At 65.1% G+C, this 24,292-nt stretch carries 22 protein-coding genes; 5 read left to right on the forward strand and 17 right to left on the reverse strand.

The window, feature by feature from the left end; genetic code table 11:
• Window positions 1–364: 364 nt before the first annotated feature.
• Entirely contained in the window at window positions 365–1,297 is a 933-nt protein-coding gene (locus Q376_RS0111055; RefSeq protein ID WP_155834308.1) for an aminoglycoside phosphotransferase/kinase family protein, read from the reverse strand.
• Between the two features lie 136 nt (window positions 1,298–1,433).
• Between Q376_RS0111055 and Q376_RS24030 the strand changes: the two genes are divergently transcribed.
• On the forward strand, window positions 1,434–1,874 hold the full coding sequence (locus Q376_RS24030; protein ID WP_052365158.1) for a DUF1161 domain-containing protein: 441 nt from the start codon (window positions 1,434–1,436) through the stop codon (window positions 1,872–1,874).
• A gap of 64 nt (window positions 1,875–1,938) precedes the next feature.
• Here Q376_RS24030 and Q376_RS0111065 read toward each other — a convergent pair whose 3' ends face one another.
• The 4 genes from Q376_RS0111065 to gorA form a co-directional block, all read right to left on the reverse strand.
• Complete coding sequence (locus Q376_RS0111065; protein WP_027350366.1) at window positions 1,939–2,337, reverse strand: ectoine synthase; 399 nt, start codon at window positions 2,335–2,337, stop codon at window positions 1,939–1,941.
• Between the two features lie 84 nt (window positions 2,338–2,421).
• The gene (gene ectB / locus Q376_RS0111070; RefSeq protein WP_027350367.1) at window positions 2,422–3,684 is read right to left on the reverse strand and encodes a diaminobutyrate--2-oxoglutarate transaminase; all 1,263 of its coding nucleotides are present in this window, start codon (window positions 3,682–3,684) and stop codon (window positions 2,422–2,424) included.
• 155 nt (window positions 3,685–3,839) lie between these two features.
• Complete coding sequence (gene ectA, locus Q376_RS0111075) at window positions 3,840–4,415, reverse strand: diaminobutyrate acetyltransferase (RefSeq protein WP_027350368.1); 576 nt, start codon at window positions 4,413–4,415, stop codon at window positions 3,840–3,842.
• Between the two features lie 210 nt (window positions 4,416–4,625).
• On the reverse strand, window positions 4,626–5,981 hold the full coding sequence (gorA, locus tag Q376_RS0111080) for a glutathione-disulfide reductase (RefSeq protein ID WP_027350369.1): 1,356 nt from the start codon (window positions 5,979–5,981) through the stop codon (window positions 4,626–4,628).
• Between the two features lie 362 nt (window positions 5,982–6,343).
• Here gorA and Q376_RS0111085 point away from each other — a divergent pair, with 362 nt between their 5' ends.
• Complete coding sequence (locus Q376_RS0111085; RefSeq protein ID WP_052365159.1) at window positions 6,344–6,997, forward strand: carbonic anhydrase; 654 nt, start codon at window positions 6,344–6,346, stop codon at window positions 6,995–6,997.
• 150 nt (window positions 6,998–7,147) lie between these two features.
• On the forward strand, window positions 7,148–8,170 hold the full coding sequence (locus Q376_RS0111090) for a hydrolase (RefSeq protein WP_027350371.1): 1,023 nt from the start codon (window positions 7,148–7,150) through the stop codon (window positions 8,168–8,170).
• Window positions 8,171–8,648: 478 nt separating this feature from the next.
• Here Q376_RS0111090 and msrA read toward each other — a convergent pair whose 3' ends face one another.
• From msrA to Q376_RS0111115, 4 genes are read right to left on the reverse strand one after another with little or no spacing between them, the layout of a single operon-like run.
• Complete coding sequence (gene msrA / locus Q376_RS0111100; RefSeq protein ID WP_425402427.1) at window positions 8,649–9,275, reverse strand: peptide-methionine (S)-S-oxide reductase MsrA; 627 nt, start codon at window positions 9,273–9,275, stop codon at window positions 8,649–8,651.
• Window positions 9,276–9,309: 34 nt separating this feature from the next.
• The gene (gene tamB, locus Q376_RS22355) at window positions 9,310–13,335 is read right to left on the reverse strand and encodes an autotransporter assembly complex protein TamB (protein ID WP_155834310.1); all 4,026 of its coding nucleotides are present in this window, start codon (window positions 13,333–13,335) and stop codon (window positions 9,310–9,312) included.
• On the reverse strand, window positions 13,299–15,113 hold the full coding sequence (gene tamA / locus Q376_RS0111110) for an autotransporter assembly complex protein TamA (protein WP_155834312.1): 1,815 nt from the start codon (window positions 15,111–15,113) through the stop codon (window positions 13,299–13,301). The genes tamB and tamA overlap by 37 nt, the downstream gene beginning before the upstream one ends.
• Window positions 15,114–15,150: 37 nt before the next feature.
• Entirely contained in the window at window positions 15,151–15,738 is a 588-nt protein-coding gene (locus tag Q376_RS0111115; RefSeq protein WP_027350375.1) for a hypothetical protein, read from the reverse strand.
• A gap of 317 nt (window positions 15,739–16,055) precedes the next feature.
• On the opposite strand from Q376_RS0111115, the gene ubiG reads away from it, so the two are divergent.
• Together ubiG and Q376_RS0111125 are read left to right on the forward strand one after the other, a co-directional pair.
• Window positions 16,056–16,811, forward strand: a complete 756-nt coding sequence (ubiG, locus tag Q376_RS0111120) for a bifunctional 2-polyprenyl-6-hydroxyphenol methylase/3-demethylubiquinol 3-O-methyltransferase UbiG (protein ID WP_052365160.1) — start codon at window positions 16,056–16,058, stop codon at window positions 16,809–16,811.
• Complete coding sequence (locus Q376_RS0111125; RefSeq protein WP_027350377.1) at window positions 16,808–17,488, forward strand: HAD family hydrolase; 681 nt, start codon at window positions 16,808–16,810, stop codon at window positions 17,486–17,488. Before ubiG ends, Q376_RS0111125 begins: the two co-directional genes overlap by 4 nt.
• A gap of 9 nt (window positions 17,489–17,497) precedes the next feature.
• Here Q376_RS0111125 and ybgF read toward each other — a convergent pair whose 3' ends face one another.
• From ybgF to ruvA, 8 genes are all read right to left on the reverse strand, one after another.
• The gene (gene ybgF / locus Q376_RS0111130) at window positions 17,498–18,286 is read right to left on the reverse strand and encodes a tol-pal system protein YbgF (protein ID WP_027350378.1); all 789 of its coding nucleotides are present in this window, start codon (window positions 18,284–18,286) and stop codon (window positions 17,498–17,500) included.
• A gap of 15 nt (window positions 18,287–18,301) precedes the next feature.
• Complete coding sequence (gene pal / locus Q376_RS0111135) at window positions 18,302–18,820, reverse strand: peptidoglycan-associated lipoprotein Pal (protein WP_027350379.1); 519 nt, start codon at window positions 18,818–18,820, stop codon at window positions 18,302–18,304.
• Window positions 18,821–18,871: 51 nt separating this feature from the next.
• Window positions 18,872–20,161, reverse strand: a complete 1,290-nt coding sequence (tolB, locus tag Q376_RS0111140) for a Tol-Pal system beta propeller repeat protein TolB (RefSeq protein ID WP_027350380.1) — start codon at window positions 20,159–20,161, stop codon at window positions 18,872–18,874.
• Window positions 20,161–21,246 carry a cell envelope integrity protein TolA gene (gene tolA, locus Q376_RS0111145; protein ID WP_027350381.1) on the reverse strand — a complete coding sequence of 362 codons (1,086 nt, stop codon included), beginning with the start codon at window positions 21,244–21,246 and terminating at the stop codon, window positions 20,161–20,163. Before tolA ends, tolB begins: the two co-directional genes overlap by 1 nt.
• Before the next feature lie 73 nt (window positions 21,247–21,319).
• A complete protein-coding gene (gene tolQ, locus Q376_RS0111150; RefSeq protein WP_027350382.1) occupies window positions 21,320–22,045 on the reverse strand; it encodes a protein TolQ in 726 nt (241 codons plus the stop codon).
• A gap of 76 nt (window positions 22,046–22,121) precedes the next feature.
• Entirely contained in the window at window positions 22,122–22,529 is a 408-nt protein-coding gene (gene ybgC, locus Q376_RS0111155; RefSeq protein WP_027350383.1) for a tol-pal system-associated acyl-CoA thioesterase, read from the reverse strand.
• Entirely contained in the window at window positions 22,526–23,560 is a 1,035-nt protein-coding gene (gene ruvB, locus Q376_RS0111160; RefSeq protein WP_027350384.1) for a Holliday junction branch migration DNA helicase RuvB, read from the reverse strand. Before ruvB ends, ybgC begins: the two co-directional genes overlap by 4 nt.
• Window positions 23,557–24,219 (reverse strand): Holliday junction branch migration protein RuvA, encoded by a 663-nt coding sequence (ruvA, locus tag Q376_RS0111165; protein ID WP_027350385.1) that lies wholly within the window; start codon window positions 24,217–24,219, stop codon window positions 23,557–23,559. The genes ruvB and ruvA overlap by 4 nt, the downstream gene beginning before the upstream one ends.
• Window positions 24,220–24,292 lie beyond the last annotated feature (73 nt).

Below are 24,292 nucleotides of genomic sequence, written 5' to 3' on the forward strand. Positions count from 1 at the left end.
ACGAAGGCTGCCAATGGATCCAATACCGGTAAGTGGGCCATCTCATAGCTCCTGGGAACGGGTCGATGGAGAGAGGGTTACCGCAAGCCCGGTCGTGTTCTGGGAAGACAAATCTTTCCAACGGGAAGCCAGGCTCACCAAAATGCGCAGCAGCCCACGACCAGAGCCATTCTCACCACCGGGCACCCGGCACCAAAAGACATGCGGCCACGCTGCTTGCGGCAACATAGCCATGCTACTCGGGTTCAAGGTCCATGCGCAGTGCCATCGCGATGGCACAGGAGGCTCACCACGAACGGCCGGTATGCTAGTCCTTCGCGCCAACCCCCACCCGTTCGTCCCGAGCGGCGCCCATGCGCTGCGGTCATGCAGGCTCGTCGGTCCAGGACGCGATGCTGGTGATCTCCTCCCAGCCGAGCTCGCCGAGTACGCCCATCGCGAACAGCGCGGCGCGGCAGTGCGCTCGCTGGGCGCCCAGCGGTATGGGCGTCCCATGAAGGCGATAAGCGGTGAGGAACGACGCTCGACAATCGGCGGGAACCACCATCTCCAGCAATGCCCAATCGAACTCGACCGGCGCCCATACCAGTGCTTCCCAATCGACCCAGAAGGCACCCCCTGCGCCGACCAGGAACTGGTCCGCCCTCAGGTCGAGCAGGCTGGGGACCGCGCTGGTGACGCGAACAGGCTCGCACGCGATCAGGTGCGCGAGCTCACCGGGGATGCATCGTTGCGAAAGGCGCTCACCAAGGTAGCGCTGCAGCCTAGACGGCCACTGTGCGAGCGAGTGCTGCGGCTGCGGAAAGCAGCCGAAGCGGTTGGCGCGGCGGCGGTGCAGCTGGCCGCACTGTTCGCCCAGCCGTGCGGCGAAATCCGGCGTCCATTCGGGGGGCGCGCCTGAACGCCAGGGCTGGGCCCAGAGCGGCGCTCCATCGAGCCGGCCGAGCCAGCGCATCGGTAGCGGCGGTATCGGCAGGTCCATCGGCAAGCCGTCGAGGCAGCGTGCGAGGCCAGGCCCGCTCCGCCAGCGGTCGAGCCCGAACAGCGCCTTCGCGCCCTGCCAGAAAGCATCGTCGCGGTCGCTGGTACGAGCGAGCTTGAGTACCTCCCCACCGGCTCGCCACAGCCAGTTGGCGCTGTCGGCATAGCGCAGCGCCAGGGGAGAAGCATGCACGCCCCAGCGGGCGCGGATCCTGACCCCATGCATCGAGGAAGGGGCCGGCAGCCGTGCGCTCGCGGTGTGGTTGGCAATATCGGTGGAATCGACTCCACTCGATTGCCTAGATGTTCCATACAACGGCGATTCCCTCCCTCTGGAGTCGATAAGCGGCTATCTTGAATGGGCGCGATGCGTATCTGGCCGAATGGCACGGTACGACAAGGATGGCCATCGAGGCCAACAACACGCAGGGAAACACAAGGAGCAGCACACAATGAAGAAACTCATGGGCATCGGCCTTTTCACGCTGACCACCGCACTCTCGACCCAGGCGCTCGCCGCTGGTGGTTGCGATGCGCTGATCGATCGGCTCTCCGCTCAGATCCAGGGCAACGGCGTACCGGCTTCCGAGTTCACGCTGGAGGCAGTGCCCGTCACCCAGGCTTCGCAAACCCCGGGAGAGGTGATCGGTAACTGCGAGAACGAAACGCGCCTGGTGGTCTATGCACGCCAGGGCCGCGACTATTCGGCCGGAGGCTCGAGCAGCTCGATGAATTCGGCGCCGGCCGCAACGGGTTCACAACCAAGCGGCGGGCAGGCGGGATCCTTCGAAGGGGACGTCTCCAGCGATACGAGCCCGCAGGGCACTTCCGACACCCCGACGCCCGGTCAAGCACCCAGCGACTCGCTCGAGGCGGCGCCAGCGGCGCAGTGAGCACCCTCAACGACGAGAGGCCGCGCTCGCGCGCGGCCTCTTTTTTTCGACTTCACATCCGCGTTCAGGCGGTTTCAGGCGCCGCGTAGGAGCCGTCGGGAAGATGGCGCTCGTTGCCGGTCAGCGGGGGATTGAACACGCAGAGCACGGTCATGCCCTTCTCCTTGCCGCGCAGCAGGTGCTCGTCATGCTGGTCGAGCAGGTACATGTCGCCCTGCTTGATCGGCCACGTCTTACCGTCGGCGATGGTATATACCTCGCCCTCGCCTTCGTAGCAGAACACCGCCTCGATGTGATTCTTGTAGTGGATGTGCGTTTCGGTGCCCGGGTGGATCACGGTGACGTTGTAGGAGAAACCGACCTTGTCGTCGGCACGCACCAGCCGGGTGCTCTCCCAGTTGCCGTTCTCGGCAACCACATGACGATCGGTCTTGCGGCACTCATCGAGGTTGCGAACGATCATACGCGCGCTCCTTGGCTTTTCGAGGATGGGGGAATCGAGGAAATAAAGAAGACACGGGCGCCGCTCGGGCGCCCGGCGAAGGAATCAACGCACCGCTTGGTCGACGCTGTCCTTGAGGATGTCGAGGGCACGGGCGATCTGCTGGTCTTCGATCACCAGCGGGCACAGGCACTTGACCACCTGCCCCGCGTGACCGGAGGTCTCGATCACCAGGCCTTTCTCGAACGCGGCGCCGGTGATCTTATCGGCCAGCTCGCCGCTGCCGACGTCGACGCCACGCATCAGGCCAAGCCCGCGCTCGCGGGCGTCGATGCCTTTGTCGCGCAGCCGCGCGGCGAGCTCCTGGAAGCCCTGCTTGACCAGTTCACCCTTGCGCTGCACTTCGAGCTCGAACGAATCGTCGCTCCAGAAGTGCTCGAGCGCCTTGGCACCAGTGATCATCGCCGGGCTATGGCCGCGGAAGGTGCCGTTGTACTGACCCGGCCCCCATTGATCGAGCTCGCGGCGCATCAGCACTTGGGCGAACGGCAACCCGTAGCCGGAGAGCGACTTCGAGTTGGTAACGATGTCGGGCTTGATCCCCGCGTGCTCGAAACTGAAGAACTTGCCGGTCCGACCGCAACCTGCCTGGATGTCGTCGATGATCAGCAGCATGTCGTTGGCCTGGCAGATATCTGCCAGGCGGCGCAGCCAGGGTGCGGAGGCGACGTTGGTGCCACCTTCGCCCTGGACCACTTCGACGATCGCGGCGGCCGGGTGGTCGAGGCCGCTGGAGCTGTCGCCGAGCACCTTCTCGAGATAGTCCAGGGTATCGACACCCTCACCCAGGTAGCCGTCGTAGGGCATGAAGGTGCCACCGACCAAGGGCACGCCGGCGTTATTGCGGAATTTGGCATTGCCGGTGGTGGCGAGCGCGCCCAGGGTCACACCGTGAAAGCCGTTGGTGAAGGCGACGATGTTGTGCCGCCCCTTGATCTTGCGCGCGAGCCGGATCGCCGCTTCGACCGCATTGGTGCCAGTCGGGCCGGGCAGCTGGATCTTGTAGTCGAGCCCGCGCGGCTTGAGCAGCTTCTCCTCCACCGCCTTGTAATAGTCGAACTTGGCCTCGGTCCACATATCGAGGGCATGGACGATGTTGTCCTCGCTCAGGTAGCGAATCAGCGCTTCCTTGAGTACCGGATGATTGTGCCCGTAGTTGAGCGTGCCGGCGCCGGCGAGAAAATCGATATAGCGCTTGCCATCGCTGGTCTCGAGCTCGGCGCCGCGCGCTTTGGTGAAGAGCGTGGGGAACGAACGTGAATAGGTGCGAACGTTGGACTCGATCTGCTCGAAATACTCGGTCTGCATGGTCAACGTAATGTCCCTCTTTGCCGTGATTCAGTCACTGTCGCAAGCGTCTTGCACTTGCTCGGATGAACTAGATCGCCGAATGGCGAAACCGTCCGCGTCGTCTTCCCTGACCGCTGGACGCGAGAGCCGAATGGGCAAACGCCCAATGAAGATCAGATGCGGGCCGGGTCGAACGGACCGATCCGCACCAGGTGCTCGGGATTGTGTTCGCCACCGAGCTGCTCTTCGGAGAAATACTCCCGGCTGTTGAGCGGCGCCTGCCAGCGTGACGCGAGGCGCTTGAAAAGCCCCCAGGAGGCTTCGTTGTCAGGCGTGATGGTGGTCTCGAGGTGGCGGACCTCGGCCTGCTGCGGGCGTTTCAGCACTGCTTCGACCAAGCGTCGTGCAAGCCCGGTACCGCGAGCCTTCTCGCCTACCGCGACCTGCCAGAGAAAGAAGGTGTCGGACGCGTTGACTTTCACATAGCCGGAAACGAAGCCAACGATCTCACCCTCTTCGTCGGTCGCGACCGCGCAGCGATCGCGAAACTGCGTCGCCAGCAGCAGGTAGGCGTACGGAGAATTGACGTCGAGGGGCGGACAAGCCCGCACCAGCTCGTAGATCCCCCAACCATCGTCGGTGGTCGGTGGGCGAATGAAAATCGGTTTTTCACTATTGATCACGTGCTCCGCCTGACCTGATTGCGCCAGCTGGGCCGAGGAGGTGAAGGAGGAGTTCATGGCATCCATGTCGATGACACCTATCGGAATAAGTGGGCCCATAGTGTAACGGGATTGCCGGACCCATTCAAATAAAGCGTTATCGACAAAGGATACTTCGATAAACCCAGATTATTCTCCCGCACCATGTGTGTCTGCGATGCCATCACAATGCTGTTCACCAACATCGCTCACCAACGCCCTTCACTATAGACGCTCGAACGATGAACGCTCACTGACCTAGCGCCGGGTGACCTCGCGCAGGGTGACGAACTCCTCCGCACTGGTCGGATGGATCCCGATGGTGCGGTCGAAGTCCGCCTTGGTGAGCCCCGCGGTCACCGCGATCGCGATCCCTTGGATCAGCTCGCCCGCATCGTGACCGACCATATGGGCCCCCACCACTTTGTCGCTGCGATCGTCGACCACCAGCTTCATCAAGCAGCGCCCCGGGTCGTCGGCCAGGGTGTGCAGCATCGGCCGAAACTTGGTGACGTAGATCCGCACCGCCTCGCAGCGCTCGCGCGCCTGCTCCTCGGTGAGCCCGACGGTGGCGACGTTGGGGTCGCAGAACACCGCGGTCGCCACGTTCTGATAGTCGATCGGCGCGGGGACGGTATGCTCGAAATGGATCGCCACCAGGCGCATCGCCTCGGCGATCGCCACCGGCGTGAGTTCGGGCGTGCCGATCACGTCCCCGAGCGCGAGCACCGAGGGCGTGGCGGTGCGATAGCCGTCGTCGACTTCGAGCACGCCCCCTTCACCCAGGACGACTTCCAGGTTATCGAGCCCGAGACCATCGAAGTTCGGGCGTCGTCCAGTCGCGCCGAGCACCAGGTCCACCTCGAATTCGGCGCCGTCGTCGAGCACCACCCGCTCGCCCTGCTCGCTCGCCTCTATCCGCGCAACGCCGTGACCGAAGCGCAACCCGACGCCCTTGCGCGTCATCTCGTCGCGAACGAACTCGCGCACCTCGTGATCGAAGCCGCGCAGGAACAGCTCGCCTCGATAGACCAAAGTGACCTCGACGCCGAGGCCGCTGAAGATGCTTGCGAACTCGACCGCGATGTAGCCGCCGCCATAGATCGCCATCCGCCTCGGCAGGCGCTCGAGGGAGAAGATGCGATTGGAATCGAGCATCCGCTCGGCACCGGGGAAATCCGGACGCCAGGGCTTTCCACCCGTGGCGATCAGGATGCGCTCGGCGCTGAGCCGATGCTCACCGATGCGCACGAGGTGCGGTCCTTCGATACAGGCGTGCGCCTCGAACAGCTCGACGCCGGCATTCACCAACAAGTTGCGATAGATTCCGTTGAGCCGCTCGATCTCTCGGGCGGTATTGTCGCGCAGCCGAGCCCATTCGAAGCTCGGCGACAGTGACCAGCCGAAGCCCTCGCTCTGGCGAAAGCTGGTGGCGAAATGGGAGGCATAGGCGTAGAGCTTCTTCGGAACGCAGCCGACGTTGACGCAGGTACCGCCCAGTCGGCTCTGCTCGGCCAGCGCCACTCGCGCGCCCTGCTTCGCCGCCATCCGCGCCGCACGCACGCCGCCGGAACCACCACCGATCACCACCAGGTCGTAGTCATGCTTCGCCACCCTCGTTCTCCTCGAATAGTCGCCTGGTTGCCACTACCGCTCGGTGGTGCATTCACCACAAGCCATACCGACGCACGGTAGTGCCCGATGCACCGAGGCATCGGGGGGAAACCGACAGCGTACTACGCGGTTCGAACACCGAGCCAGCCACGGCGATGATCGCGCAGCGCCAAGACGGTGGCATGACGAGTCCGCCGCCGCGTCGGCTTCTGCGTGCCTAACCCTCCTCCACGGGTGAATCGCCGGCCCGACCGAGGTGCCGATTAGCGTCCCAAGCGCCAGCGCCAGGTTGACGCGTCATCGAGCCGGAGGGTAAAACGACCGCTCACCCCCGCCCGATCATTTGAAGAGTCACGCCCACCATGTGCGATGCACATCCTCACAAGTCGCTCGATATCGACGACCTGCTGCGCCAGAACCGCGACTGGTCGAGCAAGATGCAGGCCGACGATCCCGAATTTTTCTCTCGCCTCTCCAACCAGCAGAATCCGGAATTTCTCTGGATCGGCTGCTCGGACAGCCGGGTGCCCGCCAACCAGATCATCAACGTTCCCCCGGGCGAAGTGTTCGTTCACCGCAACGTCGCCAACGTGATCTACCACAGCGACATGAATGCGATGTCGGCGGTGCAGTACGCGGTCGAGGTGCTCAAGGTGCGCCATATCCTGGTCGTCGGTCACTACGGCTGCGGCGGCGTACAGGCATCGATGACCTCGCCGGGCAACAGCGGTATCGTCGATGACTGGCTGCACCCGATCAGGGACGAATACATCCGCCATCGCGAAGAACTCGCCCACCTCCCTTTCCGGGAGCAGGCCGATCGGATGTGCGAGATCAACGTGCGCATGCAGGTGCAGAATCTGGTTCGCACCAAACTTATCCAGCGTGCCTGGCTTAATGGCCAGCCATTGTCGGTTCACGGCTGGTGCTATAGCCTCCAGAATGGATTGGTCACCGATCTCGAGTGCACCATTTCCGGTTTCGACAAAGTTTCGCAGCTCTACCGGTTGGACTAGACGCCGCGTACGCCGGCCGCTCGATTCTCGCCGCCTCCTCAATGGCGAGAATCGAACGGACAGGAGAACTCTCATGCGCCTGGGCTGTCTTACTTGAGCCGGTACCCCACCCGGGGTTTCGCTTCCTCTAACACGACGGTCGCCGCTCCGATGGCTAGGACACTTTTCAACGCTGACTTCACTCCGCCGCGTTGGCTCAAGCACCGCCACCTGCAGACGCTGGCACCCTATCTGCTGATGCGGGGCACCCCTCGTCACGAGACTGAGCTGCTCGATCTGCCGGATGGCGACTTCCTCGAGCTCGCCTGGACCGTGCCGGCGCCGAGCGACGCGCGTGCACCGATCCTCGTCGTGCTGCATGAGGAAGAGGGATCGATCCGTCGCTCGCCCTGCGCCCAGGCACTGCTGTCGATGGCGGCCAAGCGCGGCTGGCGCGGGGTGCTGATGCACTTTCGCGGCTGCGGCAAGGTGCCCAGCCGCCATCCCCGCGGCCACCATGCCGGGGATACCGCCGATGCCTACTGGTTCATGAGCATGCTCGGCAAGCGCTACCCACACGCCCCCAAGGTCGCCGTCGGTCTCTCGGTCGGCGGCAACGTACTGCTCAAGCTGGTCGCCGAACAAGGCGGCGACGGCCTGGACCTTTCCGGCGCGATCGCGGTCAGCGCCCCGCTCGATCTGGCCAGCCGCTCGGATGCGCTCAACATCGGCCACGCCCGCGGCTACCAGCGTCGCTTGCTCAAGCGGATGCGGCGCAAGATCGAAGCGAAGCAGGCGCTCGACCGTTTCCCGCTCGGTATCACCCAGCAGCAGCTCGAACGCCTCGATACCCTGTGGGCGTTCGATAACGAAATCACCGCCCCGCTCTATGGTTTCAGCTCGGCGACCGACTTCTATCGCCGTGCCTCAGCCGGGCCGCTCCTCGACCGCATCGAGCTGCCGACGCTGATCCTCCATGCCGAAGACGATCCCTTCGTCCCGGCGGACATTTTCATGCGCCTGCCGCTGCCCTCCGCCAACGTGCGCATCGAACTCGCCAAGCACGGCGGGCATCTCGGCTTCATCGAGCAGCACAAGGGCCTGCCGCGCTCGTGGATGGTGCACCGCGTCGCCGCCCAGCTCGATGCCTGGTCCAGGCTGCCCGAACTGAAGATGGCCAGACACAGCCTCTGAGCGGCATGCGTCCAGCTGTTGAGAATGAAGCCGTCTCAAACGAAGACGCCCGGATATCAGAGATATCCGGGCGTCTCAGATTAATGACAAACCCCTTTTGACCCAGCGACGCTCTCGATCCTGGCGAGTCGAGGACCGTTTGGGTCCTAACGCACCTCTTGCTCGCTTAGATGCGAGGGGCGGTCCCCTCGCGCTCCCCCTGAAAGGGGACGCGCCGCCACGAGATCGCGAAACCCTGGCCGATCAATCGCTTGCCCTCGGGTCGGCGCGCATGGACGTCCCTGTCCGGGCGCGCCTTTTGCGACATCCATGTCGCAAACCCCGGTGCAAGCGATTGCCGCCCAGCGCGCTCTCGGAGGCGGCTGGAAGCCATCGTGGCATCTTCAAATACTTTGTCAGCAGTCTGAAACTGCCCGGATATCAGAGATATCCGGGCGTTCTTTAGCCATTATCCGCCGCGCGGCGCTCGAATCATCGATCAAGCGATCGCGCAGCTCACCCCAGTGCCCTTGAGACCGCAATAGCCGGCGGGATTCTTGCTCAGATACTGCTGGTGGTACTCCTCGGCGTAGTAGAACACCTCCAGCGGGCGGATCTCGGTGGTCACCCCACCCTTGCCGGCCAGGGCCAACGCCGCGGCGTAGGCATCGCAGGAAGCCTCGACGATCTCGCGCTGGGCTTCGTCGAGGAAGTAGATCGTCGAGCGATACTGGGAGCCTATGTCGTTGCCCTGTCTCATCCCCTGGGTCGGATCGTGGGCTTCCCAGAAGTGCTTGAGCAAGCGCTCGAGCCCGATCACCTGCGGATCGAATACCACCCGCACCACCTCGGCGTGGCCGGTGAGGCCACTGCATACTTCTTCGTAGCTCGGGTTGGGAGTGAAGCCCCCGGCGTAGCCCACAGCGGTGACGTAGACTCCCGGCAGCTGCCAGAACAGCCGTTCCGCGCCCCAGAAGCAGCCCAGGCCCAGCACGATCTCGGCGTGCCCCGCAGGCCAGGGCGGAACCATCGAGCGCCCGCTTATATGATGAATCGCGCTGATTTCGACCGCTCGATCGCGCCCCGGCAGGGCACGATCGGCGGATGGCATGACAGTATTGGACATCGGCATTCTCCTTGACTCGGCGCCTATCGCTATCCTACTCGCTCTGTGGATCCTGCGTGCGTCCAAAACTGAACGTATAGAGCAGATCGAGCGCCTGATAGCCTCCAGACACCGCCTGCAGGTAAAGGTCCTGCATCAGGCGATAGCGCAAGGTCAGTTCGGCCAGCGAAGTGAACATTCCTACCCCATAGCTGACCCGCAGATCCGGGAAGATGTAGCCGCTGACCACCACCTGGCTGGTGTCACCGCTGCCTGCGGTATCGAGCGACAGGTCCTGGATACCGAAGGTTTCGCCCAGCGAACCGATCGCACGCCCGCTCTGGGATACCGACAGGCCAATCAGCGCCGAAGCCAGCGCGTTGTCGTCCCCCTCCGCGTCCGGCGCACGCCCCCTGAGCAGGTAGGAAAGCGCGGTGGTCTCGTTCATCGACGGATCGGAGAAGATGCTCAGCTGCGGCGCATCGGCGTTACCGGTGACGCGGATACCCGCGGTGACGTCGTCCTCGATGGTATCGGGGCTGCGAATCGCCTCGAAATCGAGCCTCGGCAGACTCGGCGGTCCGCTGAAGATCACCTCGCCGCGATTGATCAGCAGGCTCTGGCCGAAGGAGGCGAAACGCCCTTCCTGCAGCGAGACGCTGCCGAACAGCTGCAGCGCGCCGCCGCTCTGGCGTACGTCGATCGCTCCCGCGAGACGTGAATTGAGCCCATAGGCCGAGAGCCGCACGTCGTCGCCCATCACCACCTGGACATTCAAATTGAGATCGATCCCCGCATCTTCGAGCGCCGAGGCGTCGGCCCACTGGTACTCCTCGCCTGCGGCCTGGGCTGCCAACGCGCGGTCGATACTGGCGTCGATCCGCTCGGCCTCTTCACGGGTGACGATGACTTCGTCGCTCGACGGTGCCTGAGCCGACGCGGGCAGCTGGGCGACCTCGATCCGCGCCCACGGAATCAACACCCGGCCGCTGATGTCGAGTCGCTGGGGCGTCGCCGACACGTCGATGCTGGGCGCGACCCGCACCCGGCCATAGCCGAGCGCGGCAACTTCGAGCGGCGAGTCGGCGCCGCGCAGTGCAAGCGTCGCGCGCCAGTCGCCGGTGGTCGGCCAGTTGGCCTCGCCGCCGAGCGTCCAGCGAGCCTGGCCGGAGGAGATATGCCCATCGAGCACCCCATAGTCCCCCTCCAAGCGCAGCGCTACCCTGGCGTCGTCGAGTGTGACCGGCAGCTGCTCTCCACCGGCGCGTACGCCCGACACCACCAGCTGGCCATTGAACCGGGGCTGTTCGAGGTCGCCGGAGATAGTGACATCACCGTCGAGGCGACCTTCGAGCGTATCCAAGCCGGCGACCAGCGCTCGATAAGGAGAGAAATCGAGCCCCTCGACCTGCAACCGTCCGCCGAGCTCCCGGCCATCCAGCGGGTCGATGACCCGCGCCTCGAGCCTCAGCTGGCCGGCATCCCGCAGCCGGGCGTCGAGCGTGAGATCCGCCTGCGCCGGGGTCGCCTCCAGGCCAACCCCGAGGCTGAGCGCGGGGATCGAGAACGGCTCTCCCGCGGCATCCTCGCCGCTTACCTGCAAATCGCCATCGAGTCGGGCATCGAGGTTCCAGCGCTGGCCGCCATTGGACCATTGCGCGCGAGCGTCGCCGCCCGCCTCTCCCGCGACCTGCCAGGGCTCGGGCATCCAGGGGTTGGCCGCCTCGAGCGGCAGCTCGCTGAGGCGCAGCGCTGCGGAGCCGCTCGCGGCGCTTGCGGTCATCTGCTCGGTGAGGCAGAGCCGGCCCCCCTCTCGCCGCGACAGGCAGAAGGGCTCGACCGTCGCCGAAGCGGCATCGAGATTGGCGACGAAGCCGAGCGGAGCATCGAGGCTCAGCTCGCCGCCCTCTTCGAGATCGGCCTCGAGCGACGACAGCTGGCCGCGGTAGCGATTGTTCGCCTGGTCGAGCCCACCGCGCAGGGCGAGCGAGGCGCTGTTCACCAGCGCGTCCTGGCCACCGCTCAGCTCGAGCGAGAGACGGTGATCGCTCAGCCGCCCCTCCAGGGCCAGGCCAAGCCGAGCCAGTGCCTGCCCGCCGGCCAGCGCATCACTGGCATCAAGGCGCAGCTCGAAGCGCGGATCGTCGAGTCCGTCGCTGCGTCCTTCCAGCGCCAGCCGGGCGATATGGTTGTCGGCATAGCGCAGCTGTTCGCCATTCAGGGTGATCGTGCCCTGCGGCTGCTCGAGCGTCCCGCTGACACGAAGCTGGCCTGCGAGCCGGCCGCCGAGCTCGGGCAGCAGCCCGCCCAGGTTCGGCGCATCGATATCGGCGTTGAGCGCCAGACGCTGGTCGACCACCCCGCTGGCGGTAATCCGGTTGGGGCCCTGGCGCAGGTCGAGGCGCTCGATGTTCCAGCGCATCGAACTATCACCGTCGAGCCGGCCGGCGAGCGACAGCGGCTGGTTCATCAACTGGCCATCGATGGCCAGATTCGGCACCTGCAGCGCCCAGCTCTGATCCGCGTGCTGCTGGAAGGCGAGTCGCGCGCTGCCATCGAGCAACCCATTGACGGCCGGCGTGAAGCGCTCGGGGCGCAGCTGATCCAGGGTCAGTTCGGTATCCAGGCTGATCGTCGGCGCCCAGCGCACCTCGCCCTGGCTCTCGATCCGCCCATCGCCGCTGACCAGCTGGAGCATCGACCAGCCGAAGCGTTCGAAATCGCCTTCACCAGCGAGGCTGAGATCGAGCGGCTGGAGCTCGTCGCCCGAAGCGCGAGCGGAAAGATCGAGCCGGTAGCCGGCGAGCGATCCATCGAGGTCGAGCGCGAGCCCCTCGACCTGGTAACCGGCGACCGGGGCACCGCTTTCATCCTCGTCCGGCATTCCCGGCAGCGGCCAGTCGAGCCGCGGCGAGCGCAGCGCGAGCTCGAACGGCAGCTGCTGATCGAACAGGTCCGCGCCGGCATCGAGCCGCGCCGCCGCCGGTCCGTCGGCGTTCATCTCCAGCTCGAGCGCCGCGAGCGAACCGCGCAAGCGCAGTTCGACCGACTCGCCCTGCAGCGGTGCCAGTTCGGAGCGGGCGGAGAGATCGAGCGAGAGCGGATAGTCGCCGCTCATCTCAAGCTCGAAGGCGAGCTCGGCGTCGAGCTCCGGCCCCTGCAGCGCAAGCCGTTCGAGCCTTACCGACGAGCCCTCGGCATGCAGTGCCAGGTCGATGCGATCTAGCACCAGCGGACGCTCGCCCTCGAGACGGAAGTCGGTGACCTCGAGCGAGGGCGCCTCGACATCCACGGGCAGTTCGATCCGTGCAAGCGTGATCCGCGCCTGGGGGTCATCGAGCGGCGTGGCGCTCAGCGCGGCGAGCGGGTTGGCGATCGGCACGCCATCGGCCCCGAGCACGCTGCCGGGCGCCACCGCCGGCGCCGCGACCACCGCCAGGGCGGCGGCGATATCGACTTCGGACTCAAGGCTCGGCGCTTCGATGGCGGCGGGCTCCTCGGCCGCATCAGGCAGCCGCAGCCGGGGCGAGACGAGACGGGTCTCACCGAGTGAGAAACGGCTACCCTCGAAGCTCGCCGAGCTTTCGAAGTGCTGCCAGGCGAGCTCGAGTCCCGCCTCGTTCTCGAGCGAAAAGTCATCGAGCACGAGTTCGCGCAGCTCGATCGGCAGCGGCGTGGAAATCCTCTCCAGCGGGACGCTTTCGCTCTCGCTCTGCTCGGCGGCAGCGGCGGGCAGGCGCACATGCAGGCCATCGCTCGCCAGCCGCTCGATGCAAAGCCGCCCGCGAAGCAGGCAGTCGCTCGACCAAGAGAGTTCGAGGCGACGCGCCTCTAGCTGCACGCCAGCGGCATCGAGCGCGACATCGTGGAGTACCAGGGTATCCAGCGGTGCGCCTTCGACCGAACTATAGGAAATCAGCCCTCGCGACTGTGCCTGGCCAAGCAGCCAGGCGGTGCCCCAGGGAGACAGCGCCAGCCCGGCCAGCAGCATCACCAGTGCGACCAGCCAAAGCGACAGCCAGAACAGCAGCCGGGGAAACAGCATCAGAACTCGGGTCCGATGGCGAAGTGAATGCGCCACGAGTTGTCCTCATCGTCGAACGGGTGGGCGATGTCGAAACGGATCGGGCCGACCGGAGAAATCCAGCGCACGCCAAGTCCGGCGGAGGTCTTGAGCGAGGAGTCGCTCCAGCTGTCGAAAGCGTCGCCGAAATCGTAGAACGCGGCACCCCACCAGTCGCCGGTGACGCGACGCTGGTACTCGAGCGTGCCGGTGAACATCTGCTGGCCGCCGAGCAGCTCACCGTCGTCGTTGCGCGGCGCCAGGGTTTCATAGGAGTAGCCGCGCACGCTGGTATCGCCACCGGCGAAGAAGCGCAGCGACGGCGGCATACGCGGAAAGTCGTCGGTCTCGATCGCCCCGACGTTGCCGCGCACGAAGAACCGGTTGTCGTTGCCAATGCTCTCGATCCATCGGGTGGTGAACACACTGCGCAGGAAGGTGATATCGGAGCCGAGCTGGTCGCTCGAGCCCTCGATCAACAGGTCCTGGCGGTTGCCATGCATCGGGAAGCGTTGGTCGTCGACCGCCGTGCGCCCCCAGCTCACTCCGGGAGTGATCAGGAAGACGTTGTCGCTCTGATCCGCCTGGGTGAAGTTCTCCTGACTGACCCGCACATAGACGCGCTGGCTCCAGCCATTGTCGAACTGCCATACCCGGGCCGGGGTGAAGAACAGCCGCCGGCTGCGGGTATCGTTGTCGTCGAGGTTCTCGAACCCGTAGCCGAACTCGTAGCTGTCGCGCAGCGGATCATCGAGGGGGATCTTGTACATGCCGCCCAGGGTCTGGCGCGGCGAGGAGAGATAGAGCCGGTTCTCCCAGCTGTGCCCTCGGTCGTTGAGCCACGGCTGGCGCCAGGTGAGCTGCAACCGCGGCCCGACGTCGGTGGCGAAGCCGATACCGGTCTCGAAGCGATGGCGATCGGCGGCGATCAACGAAATGTCGACCGGTACCTCGGATGCGCCAGTGCTCGCCTCTCGCTGGCCACCGCCACCTTGGCTGGTATCGTCGGGCGAAGGCGCCTGTGCGCCCGGAGGAGCGCTGGGCTGGGCCTCATGCTGGAGGCGTGGCTTGACCGAGATGCTGCGAAACCAGCCCGCCTCGCCGAGTCGACCGTTGTAGAGCGCAAGGTCGTCGGCCAGATAGGGATCACCTGGCTGGAAAGGTCGCATCGCTTCGAGCCGGTCCTGGCGAATCTGGCTGCCGCTGTAGGTGACCTCGCCGAAGCGGTAGCGCCTGCCGCTGTCCATCACCAGGTAGACGTTGGCGCTGTGATCCCAGGGCCTGACTTCAAGACGGGACACCCGATACTGGGAATCGAAGTAGCCACGCTGCAGCGCCAGCGTGTCGAGCTGGGTCTTGAGCGTCTCGTAGTGGGCGTGCAGGAGAGGACGCCCCTCGTCCTTGAGCAGCTCGCTGGCGTCGAGCAGGCGCTGGAAACTGTCGTCCTGGCCGCCCTCGCCCTCGACCCGGACGTAGACGTTGCGCACGACCACCCGCTCGCCAGGCACGATATCGACCACCACGCTGTCGCGATCACGAAAATCCACGCTGATCTGCGGCTCGTAGTAGCCGAATGCCCGCAGTGCATCGCTGACCCGGCTCGTCACTTCGGAATCATAAATATCGAGGCGCGCGTTGGCCGGGATCTCCAACGCATCGAGGTAGGCCTCGACGTTGTCCGCAGCCAGCCCGCCAAGCCCTCTTACCTCGGCGTCGAGCGCCTGGGCGGTCTGGGGCGCTACCAAGGCTCCAAGCAGCCAAGGAGAGAGCCTGAAGGCCCAGGAGGATCTAGTCATCTTGCACATCCCTTTGCTGGCGGCGCCAATCCCTTCATCAGCGCGCCTCATTCAATTCTCGCTCCAACCCCGCCACGCGGGCGGCGAAGCCGTCCAGTCTCGACTCGATCGCGCTCAGCCGAGCGTCGAGCGCCCGGTCGCTCTGGTCGAGTGCGTCCATCGACTGGGTGAGCGAAGCGACCAGCTCGCTGCGCTGCTGGTCGCTGGTGGTCAGTCCCGAAAGCTGCGCGCTCACCAGCGACAATGCATCGACCCTGGTCTCGAGCGCGGTCAAACGCTGCGGCTCGAACTCCGGCAGCGCGGCGAGCTCGCGACGACTCTCCTCGAGCATCATCGATAGTTCGTCCAGGCGTTGGCGCATTGTATCGAGCTGCTCGGCGTCATGCTGCCGTTGTAACGCTACCTCGGCACTGCGCTGGGCGCTTTCGAGCAGCCCCTGGCGCTCATGCCAGTAAAAGGCGGCGAGTGCCGCAACGCCGAGGATCGCGATCAGCGACAGCAGCACCGCGGGCCAGGCCGCCGTTTTGGCGGGAGGACGATAGCCGGACCTCGGCCTGGCGAGCAGTTCGTCCTCTCCGGGAACGATACTGAAGGTATCGCGGTCGTGTAGAGAAGGTTCGGGCATGGCGCATCCATCTCGTGTTCGAACCAAGGCGTCGCCGGGAGAGGCTCGCAGCCTCCTCCCAGGCGCATCAACGGAAGCAAAAACAATACGCTACGATGGTTCAAGAGGCCATCGGCAAGGGTGGATTTCGGTTCGTTGGCGAATACGCGCATCATGCTCGCCGAGGCGAATGCTGGTATCGAGCCGGCGGTTATGTTCGAGCCGCGAGGGGGTTACACTGCCCCATCACGACGCCGCGATACGACAGGCGGGCGTCGTCCGGGCTGACGCCCAAGGACGATGCACCAAGGGCTATGGATCCTTACATGGAGCGGGACATGACGCAGCAATCCACCACGGCCACAGGGCCTCAAGCTTCGCCGCAGCGCAACTTCGATCAGGCCGAGATCGACAAGTTCGAGGCCCTGGCCCACCGCTGGTGGGATCGAGATGGCGAGTTCAAACCACTGCACGACATCAATCCGCTTCGCCTTGCGTTCATCGATGAGCAGTGCAACGGTCTGGCCGGGCGACGCGCGATCGACGTCGGCTGCGGCGGAGGCATCCTCAGCGAGGCGATGGCACGTCGTGGCGCCCAAGTGACGGGGATCGATCTCGGCGAGGCTCCACTGTCGGTCGCCGGGCTGCACCTCAAGGAGAGCGGCCTGGCGGTGGATTACCAGATGATCAGCGTCGAGGAGATCGCCCAGCGGGAAGAGGCGCGCTACGACGTGGTCACCTGCATGGAGATGCTCGAGCATGTGCCGGACCCGAACTCGGTGGTACGCGCCTGCGCACGGCTGGTGAAGCCGGGCGGACATGTGTTCTTCAGCACCATCAATCGCAACCCGAAATCCTATCTGTTCGCGATCATTGGGGCCGAGTATCTGCTGCGCCTGCTGCCGACCGGCACCCACGACTATCAGCGCTTCATCCGCCCTTCCGAGCTCTCACGCTGGGCACGCCAGGCGGGACTCTCGATCGAACGGCTGCGTGGGCTGCACTACAACCCGGTGACACGCCGCTATTGGTTGAACGATGACGTCCAGGTCAACTACATGATCCACTGCCAGCGTCCGGCCCTCGAGGCATGAGCGCGGTGTGCCCGCGCCCCGAGGCGGTGCTGTTCGACCTCGATGGCACCTTGGTCGACACCGCACCGGATCTGATCGCGGCCACCAATCGATTGCGCCGGGAGCACGATTTGCCCCCGCTGCCCTATGCCCAGGTACGCGCAGTGGTATCCAATGGCGGCGCGGCGCTGGTCGAGCTGGCGCTGGCGCAGCGGCAAGAGGTCGATCGGGGCGCAGGTCTGCAACGCTTGCTCGCCCTCTATGAAGCCCACGTCGCCCAGGAAAGCCGTACGTTCCCAGGGCTCGTCGAACTGGTCGAAGCGCTGGACGCCCAGGGCGTGGGCTGGGGAGTGGTGACCAACAAGCAGCGGCGATTCGCGCAGCCGCTGCTATCGCAGCTGGCGCTGAACCCGCGAGTGCTGGTCTGTGCCGACGACCTATCGGCATGCAAGCCGGACCCTGCGCCGCTGCTCGAGGCTGCAAGACGCCTGGCGGTGGATCCCGGTCGATGCTGGTACGTCGGCGATCACCTGCGCGACATGCAGGCGGCGATCAACGCCGGCATGCTGCCGGTGGCCGCGCTCTATGGCTATCTCGGGGCCGACGAACGCCCGGAGAGCTGGCCGGCGAAGCTGCGCTTCACCGACTCAGAGTCACTGGCCGCGGCGATCCTCGCAGCCTGCGGTGAGGCTGCCTGACCGCGACGCTCAGCCGCTGGTCCGGGAGAGGAAATCCTCGGCCAGCTTGGCTGCATTGCTCTGCGGATACTCCGCTACCACCTGCCTGAGCAACCGCTGGCTCTCACTGCCCTGCCCCTGGCGTGCCTTGACCAAGCCAAGCTTGTAGATCGCATCGGCGACCTTGCTGCTGCTCGGATAGTCATCGATCACGCTCTGGAACGCATCGGCGGCATCATCGAGCCGGGACTGCGCGGAATAGAGCTCGCCCAGCCAGTAAAGTGAATTGGGCTTGAGGTTGGAGTCGGGATACTCCTGGTTGAAGCGCTCGAATGCCGAGGTCGCTTCGCTGAACTGCCGATTCTGTACCAGCGCGAAGGCCTGCTGGTAGCTCTGCTCAGCCTGGTCTCCACCGCTGCTGCCCGCTGCCGCACCGGCTCCCGCGGTTGCCACTGCCGCTCCACGCGCCGCCTGCGCGATCGGGTCGTCCGAACCGCTGGATGCGCCGGAACCCTGGGTCGCGCCCGCCTGGGGCTCCCCGCCCTCGAGCTGGGTGAGGCGCTGGTCGAGGTCCATATAGCGCTGCTGGCCGAGCTGGCGCTCCTGCTCCAGCTGATGCTGGAGTTCCTCGATCTGGCCTACCAGGCGATTGATCGCTTCCTGCTGGGTCTGCAGCTGGTTGAACAGCGTCAGACTGCCAGAAGCGGAAGGCTGTGTGGTGGCTGCCTGATTGTAGAAGGAACCGCTACTCTGGGCCCATACGGAAAGCGGGAGCACCAGGGCTCCCGCGCCGCACAGTTTTTTCAAACTGTGTTTCATGCATTACCTCGAGTCTTAGTAGTCGAAGACAACGCGGCGGTTCTGCGCGTAGGCTTCCTCGGTGCGGCCCGACGCTGCCGGACGCTCTTCGCCGTAGCTGACCACTTCGAGCTGGGACGCGTTGACGCCCTGGACGGTCAGGTACTGGCGGACAGCGTTGGCACGGCGCTCGCCGAGACCAAGGTTGTATTCGCGGGTACCGCGCTCATCGGTGTGGCCTTCGAGCACGACCTGAGTGCTCGGGTTGGCGCGCAGGTAGGCAGCGTGCTGGTTCAGGACCGATTCGAACTCGGCGCGAATGGTGTCGCGGTCGAAGTCGAAGTAGACGGTACGAACGGACGGGATCTGGCCCTGCTGACCCTGGCCGTAACCCTGGCCAGCGGCACCGGTGCTGGAAGAGGTGCCGGAAGTCTGGGCACCGGAAGTCATACCACCCTGATCCCCATCCTGGGTACCGCCGCTGCTGGAACAGCCCGCGATCACAACGACCGAAAACGCAGCAGCCAGCGTTTTGGCGTAAGAGGAAAACTGCATGGTCATCTCCTTGCTCTTAAGAGTGCGAATGACGAATTTCATTCTAGTCGTTTAGTTTAGAAACGGCGACCAAGCCGGTTCTCTGACGTTTCCTTCCGGAGAAGGGATGACGAAAGAAGCCCGTCCGTCCGCCGAAACAGCACCAAGAACCCCTCGGGTTCCCTGCTGTGTGGCATATACCACCATTGTGCCATTAGGCGCAATAGCGGGTGCTTCATCCCAGCCAGTATCGGTCAAGACAGTGACACGATTGGTGGCCAGGTCCTGCTTGGCGACCTGATAACCCCTGTCGGTGCGGGTCACCATGAACACCGTCTCGCCATCCGGCGAATAGTGTCCACCAGCATTATAGTTCCCAGTGAAGGTTAGTCGCTGTGCCTGTCCTGCTGCAAAATCGTAACGATAGAGCTGCGGCTGGCCGCTGCGATCCGAAGTGAAGATCAGGCTCGAGCCGTCGGGACTATAGTCCGGTTCGGTGTTGATCGCCGAGTTGTTGGTCAGGCGCTCCAGGTTGCGAGTGGCCAGGTCCATCACGTAGATGTCCGGGGTACCGTCCTTGGACAGCGACATCGCCATCTTACGCCCATCCGGCGACCAGGCCGGCGCACCGTTGATGCCGGTGAACGAGGTCAGCTGCAGGCGTCGCCCGGTGGCGAGATCCTGCACGTAGATGGCCGGGCGTCCCGATTCGAACGAGACGTAGGCCAGCTTGCCGCCGTCCGGCGACCAGGTCGGTGAAAGGACCGGCTGATTGGAGGTCAGTACCTGCTGCGGATTGTAGCCATCCTGGTCAGCGACATAGAGCGCGAAGCTGATGTTCGGGTCCACGCCCTGGGAGGTGATGTAGGCGATGCGGGTCTGGAACGCGCCGCGGATGCCGGTGATCTTCTCGAAGATCTGGTCGGCGACGTAGTGCGCGCGCGAGCGCAGCTGGTCGGGGCCCGAGGTGACCACCTCGCCGAGCTCGCGGGCATTACCGAACACGTCGTGCAATTCGTAGGTGATTCGATAGCCATTGCCGTTGGGCTCCACCCGGCCGACCACCAGATAGTTGGCACGCGAAGCCTGCCAGGCCTGGTAATCGATCTGGTCGCCGGGAGCAGGATTGCCGACCTGCCGGTCGCGCGGCAGCGGCGAGAACTGCCCGCTGTTGCGCAGATCGTTCTCGATGATCTGGCTGACATCCTGCGGCAGCTGCTGGCCATTGGCGGTGAATGGAGCGATCGCAATCGGGATCGCCTGGTCGCTGCTGCGCGTGATCTGAATGTTGAGCTCGGCGCGAGCATAAGCGCTCGCCACCAGCATCATCAGCATACCCGTGAGGGCGACTAATCGTCTCATCACCGTACATCCTCTGGATTGAACGTCAGGACAAAGCTACGGAACTGCTGCTGCGCGGCACTGGGCAGCTGGCTCAATTCGCGGAAAGGTGCGGCACGTTGCACCGCTTGGATCGCCGAGTTGTCGAAAGACGCATTGCCGCTGCTGCTTTGCAAGGTAGCACCGACCAGCTCACCAGTGGCCGGCAACAGCCGCACTCGCACCGTGGCGACCAGGCCGGGGGGCGAACCGGCTGGTTTGATCCAGCTCTGCTCCACCGCGTGGCGAATGATGTTCATCATGCTGTTCGAGGCTTCGGCGGACTGTCGTGCGTTGGCGATCGACTGCTCCTCGCTGCCGATCGCTTGGGCGAGATCGGACTCGCTCGCCGCGGCAGCGGCCTCGGCGAGACGACGCTGTTCGGCCCGTTCCCGTGCGGCTTTCTCGGCAGCAGCTTTCTCGGCGGCGGCTTTCTCGGCGGCGGCTTTCTCGGCGGCGGCCTTCTCGGCGGCGGCCTTCTCGGCAGCGGCTTTCTCGGCAGCGGCTTTCTCGGCGGCGGCTTTCTCGGCAGCGGCTTTCTCGGCAGCGGCTTTCTCGGCAGCGGCCTGCTCCGCCGCGGCTTGCTCTCGCGCCGCCTGCTCGCGTGCGGCGCGCTGGGCCTCAGCCTGCTGACGCTGAGCCTCCTCACGCTGCGCGGCTTGGGCCGCGGCTTCGGCTGCGGCCTGCTGACGCTCGGCTTCCTGCTGTCGCTCGGCGGCTGCGGCGGCGGCCTGTTCGGCGGCCTCTCGCTGAGCCTGCTCGGCGGCCTCGCGCTGGGCTTGCTCTTGCGCCGCCTGAGCCGCGGCCTGCTGCTGGGCTTCGCGCTGGACATCGTCTTGCTGTGGGGCACTCTGCCGGGGCGCGCCCTGCTGGGAATCTCTAAGCTGCTGGGCCTGGTCGGTCGCAGTCTCGGTCGAGATCAGCGTGGCATGGACGATGGAGCTCGACTGGTTCTCCGGGGTCGAGCTCGGCCAGCGGATCAAGAGTGCTGCGACCAAGCCGAGGTGCAGGAGCACGGCAAGGATCACAGGCAGCTTGAACTTGGCTTCTTGGGATTGCCTGGACATCAATTCTTCCTCGAGGTCGCTCGAACGACCGAACATGCTCGACGCCTGGTACCTGCGGCAGGTGCCATCATGATCAAACCTTGGCGCTCGCGGCGCTGCGGGCTACCACGCTGCGATGAAGAATGGTGTGGAACTCCTCGGCGAAGTCGCGATAGGCCGCGATCAGCCGCTCGCTGGCCGAGGTGAAACGGTTGTAAGCGATCACCGCCGGGATCGCCGCGAACAGCCCCATTGCGGTGGCGATCAGCGCCTCGGCGATCCACGGTGCCACGGTGGCAAGGGTTGCTTGTTCGGCATCGGAGAGGGTCTGGAATGAGCCCATGATGCCCCATACCGTACCGAAGAGACCGATATAGGGGCTCGATGAACTGATCGAGGCGAGGATGGGCAGGTGGTGAGTCAACCTCGCCTCCTCGCGTGAAAGCGCGACACGCATGGCGCGCTCGACTTCGAGCAACATCGAAGCCGCCTGCTTGGGAGTAGGCGGCGGCTGGTCCTCGCTGCCGCGCAGCCGGGCGCGAAGGCGATTGAACGCCTTGAATCCCGCCTGGAACACATGGGCCGCGCCCTCCGTCGCCTCCGGCTGCTCGCGATTCAGGTCGTTGAGGTCGATCCCCGACCAGAAGCGGGCCTCGAAGCCAGCGAAATCGCGCTCCGCCCGGCGCATGCTGATCGCGCGCTGAAAGATCAGCACCCACGACACCAGTGAAAACACCAGCAGCACCAGCATGACCAGCTTGACGACGAGGCTGGCATTGGTCACCAGCGCGACGATCGACATCGAATCTTCCACGTCCATCCTCTCAATCCACCGCGCGCGACATCCTTCGCGCACGCTCGTCACATTTCACCCTCGCGGCACGCCCGGACGGGCCTCAGCCGCAGGGCGCCTCTTCCAACAGCGCACGCAGCGACTCAGGCCAGCGAGTCGGCTTGAGCGTACGCACATCGATACAGGCGATATCGACCTCAGCGACGCCAAGCAGTTCATCCACCCGACGAATGCGCTGGGTGAAAGTCAGGCTGCAGCGCCCGACCACACTCACCTCGACCCCGACATCGAGCTGGTCGTCGAGCCGGGCCGGACGCAGGTAGCGGCACTCCAGCCGCCGCACCACCAGCTGGAGCCCCTGCTGGAACAGCGCCTGCTGGGTGAAGCCATGCAGCCTCAGCCACTCGGTCCGCGCCCGCTCCATGAATTTCAGGTAGTTGGCATGGTAGACGATCGCACCGGCGTCGGTATCTTCGATGTAGACCGTCACCGGCCAGGAAAACGCACTCATGCCGTCCCACCATCACTAGATGCGCCCTGGTCATCGGGCTCGATACCGAAGTGACGATAGGCGCCTCGAGTCACCATCCGCCCTCGGGCGGTACGAAGCATGAAGCCCTGTTGAATCAGGTAAGGCTCGAGCACATCCTCGATCGTGTCGCGCTCCTCGCCGATCGCCGCGGCCAGGCTGTCCACTCCCACCGGGCCGCCGTCGAATTTCTCGATCATCATCAGCAGCAAGCGGCGATCCATATGGTCCAGACCATGCTGGTCGACATGCAGCATGTCGAGCGCGCGCGAAGCGATGGCGAGATCGATGCGTCCATTCCCCTTGACCTGGGCGTAGTCGCGCACCCGACGCAGCAGCCGGTTGGCGATTCGCGGGGTGCCGCGGGAGCGACGAGCGATCTCGAGCGCCCCTTCGGGGTCGGCTTCCAGACCCAGCAACCGGGCCGATCGCGCAACGATCGAGGTGAGATCTTCGACACCGTAGAATTCGAGCCGCTGGACGATACCGAAGCGATCGCGCAGCGGCGAGGTCAAGAGTCCCGCCCGCGTGGTGGCGCCCACCAGGGTGAAGCGCGGCAGGTCCAGCTTGATCGAGCGCGCGGCGGGCCCTTCGCCGATCATGATGTCGAGCTGGAAGTCCTCCATCGCCGGATAGAGCACCTCTTCGACGGTCGATGAGAGACGGTGGATCTCGTCGATGAACAGTACGTCGCCGGGCTCGAGGCTGGTGAGCATCGCGGCGAGATCGCCCGGTCGCTCGAGCACCGGGCCGGAGGTCGACTTGATGTCGACCTCCATCTCGGCGGCGATGATGTTGGCCAGCGTGGTCTTGCCGAGCCCGGGCGGGCCGAAGACCAAGGTGTGATCGAGGCTTTCGCCGCGTCCGCGGGCGGCGTCGACGAAGATCCCCAGCTGCTCGCGCACCGCGGGTTGGCCGATGTAGTCGGCCAGCCTGCGCGGGCGGATCGCATAGTCGACGCGCGGCTCGCGCCCTTGCGCTTCGGCCGAGATCAGACGATCGGGCTCGATCATCGACGTGCCTCGGTGCGACCGTTACCCATCCGCTGGGCCAAAGCGCTCTTGATCAACGCTTCGGTCGAAAGCGAATGGTCGAGCTCGGCGAGCATCCTGGTCGCCTCGACCGGCTTGTAGCCGAGCGCGATCAATGCCGCCTCGGCGTCGGCGTAGTTGTCACGGGCCCCAACGCCATGGGGCTCGGAAGCCTCGCCGTCGAGCAACCGCTCGAGCGCGCCGAGATCTGGCTGCGCCTCGCGGGTGAGCTCGGGCCAGCGGGTCAATCGATCGCGCATCTCGACGATCAGCCGCTCGGCGGTCTTCTTGCCGACCCCCGGCAGCCGCGTCAGGGCCCGGGCATCCTCGTCCATCAGACAGCGCACGAACTGACCTCGCTCCATGCCGGAGAGAATCGCCAGCGCCATGCGTGGGCCGACCCCGGCGATGCGGATCAGCTCGCGGAACATCCGCCGCTCGAGTTCGTCGCGAAAGCCATAGAGCAGATGAGCGTCCTCACGGACGATCAGGTGGGTATAAAGGCGTGCCTGTTCGCCTAGCGCCGGCAGCGAGAGGATGGTGTTCATCGAGGCCTCGAGCTCGTAGCCCACCCCGCCCACGTCGATCACGACCCAGGGAGGCTGCTTTTCGATCAAAATGCCGTGAAGCCGTCCTATCATCCATCCCTCGAGGTACACCGGTTCGCGGTCGCGCTGGCGCGCGCCGCGAGTGATAAGAAATTCCGCTGAGTCA

The organism is Halotalea alkalilenta DSM 17697 (assembly GCF_000621205.1).
GTDB classification, from domain to species: Bacteria; Pseudomonadota; Gammaproteobacteria; order Pseudomonadales; family Halomonadaceae; genus Halotalea; species Halotalea alkalilenta.